4 protein-coding genes are annotated in these 13,386 nt (G+C 68.4%); 3 read left to right on the top strand and 1 reads right to left on the bottom strand.

The genetic code is table 11. From position 1 onward, the window contains the following. A complete protein-coding gene (locus tag ACX27O_RS10415) occupies positions 1–1,200 on the top strand; it encodes a low temperature requirement protein A (protein ID WP_210860750.1) in 1,200 nt (399 codons plus the stop codon). Positions 1,201–1,260: 60 nt separating this feature from the next. Next, the gene (locus tag ACX27O_RS10410) at positions 1,261–1,779 is read left to right on the top strand and encodes a 2'-5' RNA ligase family protein (RefSeq protein ID WP_030337870.1); all 519 of its coding nucleotides are present in this window, start codon (positions 1,261–1,263) and stop codon (positions 1,777–1,779) included. 28 nt (positions 1,780–1,807) lie between these two features. On the opposite strand, the gene ACX27O_RS10405 is transcribed toward ACX27O_RS10410, so the two are convergent. Continuing rightward, entirely contained in the window at positions 1,808–2,485 is a 678-nt protein-coding gene (locus ACX27O_RS10405; protein WP_051708886.1) for a glycine-rich domain-containing protein, read from the bottom strand. A gap of 865 nt (positions 2,486–3,350) precedes the next feature. On the opposite strand from ACX27O_RS10405, the gene ACX27O_RS10400 reads away from it, so the two are divergent. Beyond that, positions 3,351–13,250: a polymorphic toxin-type HINT domain-containing protein gene (locus ACX27O_RS10400; RefSeq protein ID WP_458939345.1), complete on the top strand. Its 9,900-nt coding sequence runs from the start codon at positions 3,351–3,353 to the stop codon at positions 13,248–13,250. The last annotated feature ends 136 nt before the right edge of the window (positions 13,251–13,386 follow it).

Genomic DNA, 13,386 nt, shown 5'->3' with positions numbered 1-13,386 from the left:
ATGCCCAGGAAAGTCGCAGCGGGTCCGGTCGACCCGGTGCGTTCCAGTGCCGTCGAGCTCTTCTTCGACCTCGTCTTCATCTTCACCCTCGGCCGGCTGTCGGCGACCCTGGTCGAGGAGCCCAGCCTGCTCGCCGACGCGCAGGCCGTGATCTTCCTGCTCGCCTTCTGGTGGATCTGGTACAACACCAACCTGGCCACCGACAGCCTCGACTGCGAACGACCCACGGTGCAGATTCTGATCATCTGCGTGATGCTCGGCAGTCTGCTGATGTCCATCAACGTTCCGGACGCCTTCGGCGACCAGGCCTTCGTCTTCGTCAGCGCGTACCTCGGGATCCACCTCGGCCGTACCCTGGTCATGGCCCTCTACCTGCGCGGCACCCCGGCCTGGCGTCGGCCGGTCCGGGGAATCGTCTGGTATCTGCTGTCCGGGACGGTCTGGTTCGCCGGAGCCGCGGCCGACGGCGACGACGCCCGGGTCGTGCTGTGGGCGTGCGCGCTGGCGATCGACTACTCGGGGCCGGTCCTGGGGTGGCCGGTTCCGGGGCTCGGCCGGGCGCGGGCCACCGAGTGGCACCTCTCGGGCGAACACCTCAACGAGCGGTACCGGCAGTTCATCATCCTGGCCCTCGGCGAGACGATCCTGGCCACCGGCAACTTCTACCGGCTGTCGACGCGGGACCTGGCGGACACCACCGCGTTCCTGCTCACCTTCTGGACGGTGGTCTTCCTCTGGTGGACCTACTTCTACCGCACCACGAGCAGCCTCGCCGTGAAGATCGACACCGCCGTCGACCCGTACCGGCTCAACCTGCGGGCGAGCTACACCCATCTGGTGATGGTGGCGGGCATCCTGCTCACCGGCATCGGCGGCGAGTTGATGCTCAAGGAGCCCGGCGGGCAGCGCTCGGCCGGCAACGTCGTGGCGATCCTGATCGGGCCACTGACCTTCCTCGTCGGGCGGATGATCTTCGAGATCTGGGTGTTCGGCCGCCTGACGAGGCACTGCCTCGCGGCCGTGGTGGCGTGCCTGATCCTGAGCCCCGTGGCGGCGCGACTCCCGCCGCTGGCGGTCGGCCTGCTGGGCGCGGCCACCATCACCGTCGTCGCCATCTTCGACCTGACCCACCGGGCCCGGATCGCGGGTGAGGTCAACCCGGTGCCGGACGGGGACCGTTCCCGTCGTCACGCGGTGTGACGCGGCGGCCCGCTGCCCATCCGGGGAAGGCGGCCTGGGCACTGCGGCTAGCGTGGGCGCGTGCGTACGGTGGAACTGCTCTGCTCACCCGGTCTGGAGGTCGCGGTCCGGGCGGTCTGGGGCCGGCTGGCGGCCGCCGGGCTGCCCAGCCTGGACCGCAACGTCCACCCCACCAACCGGCCGCACCTCACCCTCGCCGCCGTCGACGAGTTCCCGCCGGGGGTCGAGCACCGCTTGGCCGAGATGTTCGACGCCACGCTGCCGGTGCCGGTGACCCTCGACCGGGTGGTCGTTCTCGACGGCAGCGCCCCACTGGTCTGGCTGGTCCAACCCAACCCGGCGCTGACCGCGCTGCACGCCGCCGTCTGGGATGTACTCGCCGAGGCTGAGGGGCAGCGTCCGTGGCACGCTCCCGGCGCGTGGGTGCCGCACCTGAGCCTGGCCCTGCGGTTCCGCAACGCGGACCTGCGGCTGGCCCGCGCCGTCGCCGGTGGACAGCGTCCGACGGGCGCCTTCGCCGCCGCCCGCAGCTACGACGGCACGGACCGGTCGGTGACAGCGCTGACCCGGCTCCGCTGACGCAAGCGCCGTACCGTCCGGGCGGGCCTCAGTTGCTGCCCCCACCGCCATCGCCGTCTCCGCTGAACTCGCCGCCACCGCTGCCGCCCGCACCGCCGGCGTAGCCATGACGGCCGTCGTTGAAGGGCAGATCGCCACGAATGCCGGGTGGTTTGGGCCGCTTGCCCGGCCCTGCGAGGTGTTGCAGGCAGACCCGGTCGGAAACCGGGAAACACTCGCCACGGCCTCCGCAGTCCGCGAGGTAACGGTTGCCATTGTGGATGTGCAGTTCTTGGTCCACCCGGAACAACAGCGGAAGGCTGTCCGAGCCGCCCCCCTCGTCCCGGCGGCCGTGCTTGAGCGTGGAGAGCAGAAGGGAACGGCGACTGTCGTCGGTCGTGTCGTCGCTTGTCGCCGACCCTGGCCGGTGCTGCGGGGGGCGCCCGAACGCGGTGTCGCAGAACGTGGCGTAGTCCTGCGCATGCAGGGTCAGCTGCTGCCACAGATCGTCCACCACCACCGACGGCATCGACAGCTTCGCGCCCGGCTGGCGGGCGATGATCCGGAACCACTGCCGGGTCGCGGTTTCGACGAGAGCGATGTCTTCGTCGCTGAGCTGGGGATGCCGGTTTCGTAGATGCTGACGCCCGCTGGCGGGAAACCGCAGATCGGACACGGCGCGGAGTCGGCGAGGGTTGCGGTCGCTGCTGAACTTCGTCCAGATCATGCGGTTACTTCCATCCGCCCGGGGGTGCAGGCGCTAGGGCCCCGACTTGCCGAAGTGGCGCCGCGGCTCCTTCAGGGTAGGGGCAGTAGGCAAACCGACGCGGCTGTCGAAGGCCCCGCCCCGGTTGCCCAGCGGATTGAGGCCGCGCCGGTCAACGCAAGCGTCGACGCCGAGAAGGCGTCCCTATTGCGGATTGCCTGGTCAAATACGACACGTTCACGTAATCCTCAACCGAAAGCACAGTATTGACTGTGATGGATTTTGTGGCCGTGATTGCCCGCTGGTTGACGGGTGGATTCACCCGCCATGACAGGCTCGTCATCAGTGACCGTGGATCTCCTGTCAGGCGTGGCCGGCGGACGGAAGCGTCGTTCGATGGTGGAGTCCGGCGGCGTCCATGATGGACGGCCAACGAGCCGGACGGCGTGGGCGGCAAACGGACTTAAGCCATCAAATGACCTGCCGCTTAGCGGAAAGTAATCATCCCTGGTCGCAGTGCTGATCAGCGAGCTTTCTGTGGCCGTGCCTTGACAGCCGATGGGCGGTGCTGCAACCTACAGCGGCATATCGATGAGTAACAGCACACGGGGGTGTGAAGCTGTGACCGTTGACCTGGCGGCATTGTGCCGTGCCGAGTCGTTATTGATTGTGTTGGGCGATCCGCTCCGGCGTGAATTCGGTCCGCCCGGGTTGCCTCTTCCTATCTCCTGAAATTCTCGTCGACCGATGGGTCGATGCGCGCCGCCGTGCCCGTAGAGAGGTACGGCGATCACCCGTCCGACTGTGTGGGGCCTTCGCCGGTCTCGCGGTCCGTGCGTGCCTGTCTCTGCCGCTCCGCCCGTCCTCGATCCAGGGGTGACCAACCATGTCCTTCAGCACTCGGCATCTGCCCGACCCGCGCGGTCGGCTGACCGATCTGCGTGGTCGGCTCCTCCGGCACCGCTCGGTGTTCGGCTCCGGCACCACTCGATCCCTCCTGGCCGCGGCCCTCGCCGGTGTGCTGATGCTCAACCTGGGTGGCAGCGGGGTGACCGCGTTGCCGGCGGGCGGTAGCCGGGACCGTGACGGTGTCGCCTCCACCGGTCGGGGTGGCGGCGCGAAGCCAAGCCAGGCCTGGGGTTCGGCGGCGGGCAAGGCGCACGTGACGTCCGGACGACCCAACCGCGACCTTCCGACGTCGCTGCGCGGGCAGTACCCGCCGCACAAACTCGCCGACAAGCCGGCCCCCGGGCGTAACAAGGCGTCGGTGGCCACCGCACCCGTCGACGACACCCGCGGCTTCGACAAGCGAACCAGCCGGGAACGACCGGCCGAGCGCGCTGTCGACCAACGCGTCTTCGACAACGCCGACGGCACCCAGACGACCGAGTTCTCCTCCGCCCCGATCAACTACCGCAAGCCCGACGGCAGCTGGGCGGCCATCGACCACACTCTGGTGCCCGCCGCCGACGGGTGGCAGACCACTGCCGACTCGGTCGGACTGCACCTCGCCGGGAACGGCGCGGCGAGTCAACTGGCCCGGCTGAGCTTCGACGGTGACACCGAGTTCGGCTTCGGCCTGGCCGAGGCGACCAACGCACCGGGACGGATGAACGGCACCGCCGTCACCTACCCCGGCGTACGCCCCGACGTCGACCTGCGCCTGGAGCCGCGAGCCGGTGGCGTGAAGGAAACCCTGGTCCTGCACTCGGCCAAGGCGCCCACCTCGTACGTGTTCCCGCTGAACCTGCGCAACCTCACCGCGAAACTGGTCGACGGCCAGATCGTCCTGACCGACCGGGCCGGGCACCAGCGCGGGGTCATCCCGCCGGGTTACATGGTGGACGCCGGCTCGGGCACGGCTGGTCCCGCCACCTCGACCAAGGTCGCCTACGAGCTGATCACCACGGGTGGGCAGACCGCGCTGAAGGTAACCCCCGACCGGGCCTGGCTGGCTGACCCCGCCCGGCGGTACCCGGTCGAGGTCGACCCGACTGTCGGCCCGCCGGTGGACGCGCTCAACTCCGACAGCAGCATGTCCGTGCACGGGGGTAGCTCCACCTCCGGCACCAACGAGTTGCTCGTGGGGCGCTTCCCCTCCACGGCGTGCCCCGGGGGCAACTGCGGCGGCGATTTCAACGCCGCGGCCTACCTCAAGTTCGGCAACCTCGTGAGCCGGCTGCAGAACCACACCATCCACGGCGCCGCGCTCTCCGCTGTCAACTTCGACGCGGCCTCCTGCAAGGCACGCGCGGTCACCGTCCACCCGGTCACCGGGTCGTGGTCGGCCGGCACCGGCTACTCGTACCCGGGTCCGTCGGTGGGTGGCGCGCTGGTCAGCCGCTCGTTCGCCCACGGGTACGTCGCTCTCGGCCAGTCCAGGTCCGCCTGTCCGGCGGCCGGGGAGATGTTCGACCTCGGCGCCGGTGGCCGTAACCTGGTGCAGCGGTGGGCCAACGGCCAGCAGGCCAACAACGGTCTCTCGCTGCGGGCGTCCACCACCGACACGTCGGCGTGGAAGAAGTTCGCCGGCACCGGCACTGCCAACCCGCCGGCGCTCTACGTCACGCACAGCCCGTACAACGCCGGGTACGCGATCCCGAAGCCCACCCCGGAGCCGCCCGTCCTGCGAAACCAGGACGGCAAGGTGAAGGTGACAGTCACCAACCTCGGCGCCGAGGCGTGGACGCCGGCCAACTACTACCTCGCCTACCGGGTCTACAACGCGCAGACCGGTGCCGCGGTGACCCAGCAGCGGGCCGCCAACCTGCCCACCACCCTGGCCCGTGGCGCGAAGGTCACCCTCGACGCGACGGTCAAGCGGTTGGAGCCCGGCTCCTACTTCCTCGACTTCACCATGGTGCGTACCGGCGGAGCGGTCTTCACCGACCACCAGGTGCCACCCGGTCGGATCGTGCTCCAGGTGTTCGACGTGCCGCCGGTGGTGCAGGAGCTGTACCCGGAGAACGGCTACCAGGCGCCCACGCTCACCCCGTTGCTCTGGGCCCGGGCCGTGGACACCGACGCCGCACCCGGCGCCACCCTGTCGTTCAAGTTCGAGATCTGCGACCGCACCGACGCCGGCGCGGCCACCAACTGCACCAACTCCGGCTACCAGGCGAGGCAGTCCTGGGTGGTGCCTGCCGGCCGGATGGTCTGGGGCAAGAGCTACCTGTGGCGGTCGTACGTCAAGGACAGCGCCAGCGAGGTCACCTCCCCGTACTCGACGATGTTCAGCTCGGTGCCGCAACCGGACCTGCTGTCCCGGATCGCCACCTCACCCAACGCCGAGCAGGGTCGCGAGTTCGACGCGCAGACCGGAAACTTCGCCACCTCGGCGGTGGACGCCACCGTGGTGACGGTCGGGCCGGAGCTGAACCTGGTCCGCACCTACAACAGCCTCGACCCCCGCACGACAGGTGTCTTCGGCGCAGGGTGGTCCAGCCGGTACGACATGACGCTGGTCCCCGACAACGACGGCACCGGCAACGTGGTGGTCCGCTACCCGGACGGCCAGGAGGTGCGGTTCGGCAAGAACCCCGACGGCACGTACGCCCCGCCGCCGGGCCGGGTCGCGAAGCTCACCGTCGACAGCAGCAACTGGAAGCTGGTCGACCGCTCCGGCAGCATCTACCAGTTCTCCCTGCTCAACAAGCTCCAGAAGATCACCGACGTCTCCGGACGTTCGGTGAATCTGATCCCCGACCCGATGACCGGCAAGCTCGCCAAGGCGCAGGTCGCCAACAGCCAGAGCAACACCGCCGGCCGGTCGCTGCGCTTCACCTGGAACGGCAACCGCATCGCCACGGTCAGCACCGACGCGGTCAACGGCGCGGCGCTGACCTGGAACTACACCTACACGGGTGACCTGCTGACCAAGGTCTGCGGCCCGGAATCCGCCTGCACCAACTACACCTACGCGCCCGGGTCGCACTACCGCACCGCCGTTCTCGACGCCAAACCCGACTCGTACTACCACCTCGGTGAGGCCGAGGGCACCGGCGCGGCCAGCGACGTGGCGATCAACCTGGGCAAGGACGCCGGCACGTACCGCAACAACGTCACGCTGGGCCAGCCCGGCGTGCTGGAGGGCACCACCGGCACCGCCGCCGGCTTCAACGGCACCTCCGCATACCTGGAGCTGCCCAAGGGCCTGATCAAGAAGAGCCGCGACGTCTCCGTCGAGCTGTGGTTCAAGATCGGCCTGACCCAGACCGGCGGGCCGCTCATCGGCTACCAGGACAAGGCCGTCGGCACCGCCGCCACCAGCGGCGTCCCGCTGCTCTACACCGGCAGCGACGGTCTCCTGCGCGGCCAGTTCGCCAACGGCACGATCGCGCCGTTCACCTCGACCAAGGTCGTCAACGACAACCAGTGGCACCACGTGGTGCTCTCCGCGATGGCCAACACCCAGACCATGTACCTCGACGGGGTCAAGGTTCCCACCCCGGCCGCGCAGACCGGGCAGCCGATCGAGCACTCGCTGTTGACCTTCAACCAGGTCGGCCTCGCCTCGGCGACGACGCCCGGTTCGTGGCCCGGCTGGGGCGGCACCGCCCAGCGTTACTTCGCCGGCACCATCGACGAGGTCGCCGTCTACTCCCACCCGATCGGGCCGGACACCGCCAAGGCGCACTTCCAGTACGCCAAGCCGGCCGCCCAGCAGCTGACCCGGGTCACCCTGCCCAGTGGCCGGGTCGCCACCGAGGTCGAGTACGACACGGCCACCGACCGGGTCAAGGAGTACACCGACGACAACGGCGGTACCTGGAAGGTGGGCCAGCCCACTGTCTACGGCGGCGACACCGACCTGCGGCGCAGCGTCCAGGTCCTCGATCCGGCCAACCGCCCCTACCTGTACGAGTACGACGCGCTCGCCGGTCGTCTGCTGCGCTCCGGCACCCCGCTGGGACTGGAGACGCGGGAGGAGGACCGGCCCGGGCAGACCAGCCCGACGCCGAGCCCGCCGCCCACCGAGGTCTGCACCCAGCCCGACCCGAACGACCCCGCCTTCTGCACGGTGATCCCCGGCGACGCCGGTGGGCCGATCTTCGTGCGGCACCCGTTGGACGGCATGGCCATCCGCTCGTTCTCCTACAACGAGGACGGCCAGCAGAGCATGGTCACCAACGAGAACGGCGACACGGTCGAGATGACCTACGACAGCCGGGGCCGTCTCGCCACCCGCAAGAGCTGCCGTACGCCCACGCAGTGCTTCACGAACTACTACACCTACTCGACCACCATCACCGACCAGTTCGACCCTCGGATCGACCTGGTGGTGGCTCAGCGCGACGGCCGCTCCACCGGGCCGACCGACAACAACTTCCTGACCTCCTTCACGTACCACCCCAGCGGACAGCTGCTCACCCAGACCAACCCGGACGGCAGCCTGGTCACCCACGCCTACACCAGCGGCGGCGAGGTCGGCGTCAACGGCATCATCCCGCCCGGGATGCTGGCCAGGAGCATCACCAACGCCCAGACCAAGCCCACCGCCTACGCGTACTACGCCAACGGTGACCTGCACAAGGTGACCGAGCCCTCCGGGCTGGTGACCGAGTACACCTACGACGCGCTCGGCCGACGGATCACCGAGAAGGTCATCTCCGACACCTATCCCGCGGGCGTCACCACCACCTTCACCTACGACGGACACTCACGGGTCGCCACCGTCACCGGGCCGGTCACCACCGACACGGTCACCGGCAAACAGCACCAGAGCCGAACCGTCAACGAGTACGACGCCGACGGCAACCCCACCAAGGTCACCGTCTCCGACCTGCTCGGAGGTGACCCCGAGCGGGTCACCAGCACCGAGTACGACGACGAGGGCCGGCCGGTCCGGGTCGTCGACCCGGAGGGCAACGAGACCAGCTTCGGCTACGACCGGTTCGGCAACAAGACGACAATGACCGACGCCAACGGCAACCGCTACGACTGGGCGTACACCGCGCAGAACAAGGTGGCCGAGGTCCGGCTGCGGGACTGGCGCAGCGACCCGGCCGGTACCCCCGGCACGGGCACCGGCGACTACCTCGTCCTGCACTCCTACTCGTACGACTTCGCCGGGCGGTTGGCCAGCGACACCGACGCCATGGGCCGGCGACTGGAGTACAAGTACTACCGCGACGACCTGCTGGAGAAGATCACTCTCAAGGACTTCCGTAACCCGGACGGCTCCAAGCGGGACTACGTCGTGGAGGAGAACACCTACGACGGGGCCGGCAACGTCACCCGCAAGGTCGGCGCCAACGGCACCCAGATCACCGACCACACGCCGGACAGGGCCGGCAAGGTGGCGAAGACCGTCCAGGACCCCAGCGGGCTGCGCCGCACCGAATCCTTCACCTACGACTTCAACGGCAACGTCAAGCAGGTCGTCCGCACCGGAAACCCGTCGAACCTGAGCTGGTTGGTGCCGGCCACCTCCGAGGTCGTCGACTACACCTACGACGACTCCGGCAACGTGCTCACCGAGAAGGTCACCGCCGGCAGCGAGACCCGGGTGACCAGCTACACGTACGACAAGCGTGGTCTGCGCATTTCGGTGACCGACCCGCGCGGCAACGTCTCCGGCGCCGACAAGGCGAAGTTCACCAGCACCTTCCGCTACGACGAACTCGGCCGCCCGATCGGGCAGAGCGGCCCGACCGTCCTGGCCGAGAGCGACGGGAACCCGGCCGTCCCCACCAGCCCGACCAGCTCGGTCGGCTACAACACCTTCGGCGAGCAGGTCGCGGTCAAGGACCCGCTGGGACGGGTCTCCACCTCCGAGTACGACAAGCTCGGCCGGGTGGTGCGCAGCCTCGCCCCGACGTACCAGGCTCCCGGGGTCTCCCAGACGGTCACCCCGGAACACAAGCGCCGCTACGACGCCGTGGGCAACGTGCTGGAGGAGACCGACCCGGCGGGCACCACCAGCTACACCTACGACCAGCTCAACCGGCTGACCGTCCGGGACGAGCCGGCGAAGACCAACGACGACCGGGCGCTCACCCGTTACACCTACACCCGCACCGGTGAGGTCCTCTCGGTCACCGGCCCGACCGGCGCGCGGGTCGAGTCGACCTACGACGATCTCGACCGGCAGGTGACCCAGACCGTCGTGGAGCGGCGGCCGACCACCCGCAACCTGGTCAGCAAGCTCGCCTACGACGACGCGGGCAACCTGACCTCGTCGTCGTCCCCGACCGGGGCGACCACTGTCAACACCTTCAACGCAGCCGGTGAGATCACCCGCAGCACCGCCCCGACCGGCGAGGCCACGATCTTCGGGTACGACTTCGCCGGCCGCCAGGTCCGCGTCTCCGACGGCCTCGGTCGCACCACCCGGACCGGGTACGACCAGTTCGGCAACCAGACCAGCACCATGAACCTCAAGGCCGACGGCACGGTCCTGCGCACCCAGAGCTACGGCTACGACGAGGCCGGAAACATGACCTCGTCGAAGGACCCCTACAACACCGTCACCACCTACGAGTACGACGCCGCGGACCAGCTCGTCACGCAGGTCGAGCCGACCGACGCGGACCCGATCACCACCACCTTCGGGTACGACGCCGCCGGCAACCGGACCCGCTACACCGACGGCCGCAACAACTCCACCATCTACACCTACAACACGTTGGGCCTGCCGGAGTCGGCGATCGAGCCGTCCACGGCGAGTCACCCGAACGCCGCGGACCGGACCTGGACCGTCGCGTACGACGCCGACGGCAACGCCGTGCGGCTCAGCGCCCCGGGTGGGGTGAGCCGCACGCGGACCTACGACGCGTCCGGTCGACTGACAGTGGAGACCGGTTCCGGGGGTGACACCCCGACCGCGACCCGGACCCTGGACTACGACCAGGGCGGCCGGTTGACCAGCGTCAACGCCCCCGGTGGCAGCAACACGTACGACTGGAATGACAGGGGTGGGCTGCTGTCCACCGCCGGCACGTCCGGCACGGCGAGCTTCGACTACAACGACGACGGCCAGCTGACCACCCGCACCGATCTGACCGGCACCGCCACCTTCGGCTACCTCAAGGGTCGCCTCGACACCCTCACCGACGGGATCACCGGCCAGCAGCAGAAGCTGGACTACGACGCCGCCGGTGACGTCAAGACCGTCGACTACGGCGCCGGCCGCGTCCGCACCTTCGGGTACGACGACTACGGCCGGATCGAAAGCGACGTGCTGCGCAACGGGGGTGGTCAGACGGTCGCCTCGGTCACCTACGGCTTCGACCTGAACGGCCACCTCACCAGCAAGAACACCACCGGCACCGCCGGCGCCGGCAACAACACCTACGACTACGACAAGGCCGGCCGGCTGATCTCCTGGACCAGTCCGGCCGGGACCGTCACGTACGCCTGGGACGCCAGCGGCAACCGGATTCGGGCCGGGTCCAAGACCGCCACCTTCGACGAACGCAACCGGCTGCTCTCCGACGGCGACTACACCTACGCGTACACCCCGCGGGGCACCCTGCGGACCCGGACCAGTTCCGGTCTGGCCGAGCAGTACTCGTTCGACGCCTTCGACCGCCTCACCGCGGCGCAGGGCCAGACCTACAGCTACGACGGGCTGGACCGGCTGACGTCCCGTACCGGCAACTCCTTCATCTACGCCGGCCTGGGCGACGAGGTGGTGCACGACGGCGTCGAGTACTACGGTCGCGGGCCGAACGACGAGCTGCTCGCCACCGCCCAGGGCGCCGACAAGCGCCTGTCGCTGACCGACGCCCACGGTGACGTGGTGGCGGCGATCAACCCGGCCGACACCCAACTGTCAACGCTGAACGACTCCACCGCTTACGACCCGTTCGGCAAGAAGGTGACCAGCGTCGGCAGCACCGGCCGGTTGGGCTTCCAGGGGGACTGGACCGACCCGGACACCGGGCAGGTCGACATGGGCGCCCGCTGGTACCAGCCCGGCACCGGAACGTTCACCTCGCGGGACAGCGTCAACTACACCACCGGCGACTCGATCCTGGCCAACCGCTACACCTACGGTGCTGGTGCCCCGCTGGACTTCGACGACCCGGACGGGCACTGGCCGCGCTGGGTGAAGCGTGCCACGAGCGCGGTAGCGAACGTCACCTCCAATGTGGTCAAGACGGCGTACAACGTCGGCGCCTCCATCTACAACGGCGCCAGGAGCTTCGTCTCTTACACCGTCAACCTGGCCGTGTCCGGCCTCAAGGCAGTCGGCCGGGTCATCTCCAGCACCGCGAAGTGGCTCGGCGAAAAGACGATGAACGCCGTCCGCTACGTCGGCAAGCAGATCCAGTCTGGAGCCAAGCAGCTCGCCCGCGCTGCCGACTGGGCAAAACAGCAGAAGCAACTCGTTGCGCAACGCATCTACCAAGCCAAGGTCGCGGTGACAGCCGCCGCGAAGTCAGCCATCAAGAACGCGGTCAAGTTCACCAAGTTGCCGGTGATCCAGGCCCTGACGAAGCCCATCATCGCGCTCGGCAAGGTGGTGTCCACCGGTTTCAAGGTGGCAGCGAGCGTCGTCGCGGTCACCACAATGGCCATCAAGGACCCGCAAAAATACAGCCAGAACCTCTGGCTGGAAGCCGCACAGAGGTTGACGCCGCTCGTCGAGGGCGCCGAGAAGATCTGGGACAAGGCGACCCAGTTCGTCGACGAGCACGCCGCCGAGATCGCCGGCTTCGCCGTCGGTGCCGTCGTGGGTCTGGGCTGCGGTGCGGCGATCGGCTGGACCGGTGTCGGGGCGGTGGCCTGCGGGGCGCTCGCGGGGGCGGTCGGCTCGGCGGTCACCGGCTACATGGATGGCAAGCGCGGGTGGGATCTTGCCGGTGCCACCGCCATGGGCGGTCTCACCGGCGCTCTCGGTGGTGCGCTCGGGTCGATCGGCGGCCAGGCGCTCGGCGCGGGCATCCGAGGCCTGGGCGGCGGCCTCCGGTCGGCCGGCAGCAAGGCGCTCAACGCGGGCATCGGCGAGGCGCGCAGCATTGGTCGAGGTCTGCTTGGTAAGTGCCCCAACAGCTTCACGGGCGAGACCCGGGTGCTGATGGCGGACGGCAGTTCCAAGCGCATCGACCAGGTGCAGGTCGGCGACAAGGTGCTCGCCACCGATCCCACGACCGGACGTACCGAGGAGCGTGCGGTTACGGCACTCATTCTCGGAGCGGGTACCAAGGACCTCGTCGAGGTCACTGTCGACACAGACGGCAAGAAGGGTGACCGGACGGAGAAGCTAACCGCCACGGCCAGCCACCCGTTCTGGGTCGCTGTTCAGAACCGATGGGTCGAGGCGAAGGACCTTGCGAGCGGTTATGTCTTCGAGACAGCTGACCACCGGCCAGCGTCTGTGGTTGCCACTCGCAAGTGGACCGACCAGCGTCAGGTATACAACCTCACGGTCGATGTCATCCACACGTACTATGTGGTAGCTGCGGATGCTTCAATCCTTGTTCACAACTGCGGCGAAGACTTCATTGAGAGCGCAGCGGGTGATCGTCTCTATGGGCCATTCCATCGACTGTGGTCTCCTACGCAGGGGGACGAGGTGGCTGCTCAGATGGTGGATAGTGGTGAACTTTGGGGCAGGGTCGCGCGAATTTCGTTCCAGGATCGGCCGATGGTTCAGGCTTATCGGGGGGCCTTGCCGGACGGTAAGCGGGGGGTCGAGTTCTACACGCCGGTCCAGCCACTGTCTCCGCGTAACTCACCCCCCGGTGAGGCTCGGTGGCCCGTCGGGCTGCCGGGCGTGAGGCACGAAGATGTTTATGCGAAGATAAAGATTATCGTCACACGAAACACCCAAGGATAAGTGATGGAAGAAGATCGGTTCGGTACATCTGTCGAATTGGACGACGGGGTCGTGGTCGTTCGACTTGATCTAGAGACGGCCGAGTGGCTTTGGGACGCACTTTATGCGCTCGGTGAACACGTCGCTGCTGGTGCGA

The sequence above is a fragment of the Micromonospora sp. SD19 genome, from assembly GCF_054462275.1.
This window is presented reverse-complemented; position numbering and strand designations above follow the sequence as displayed.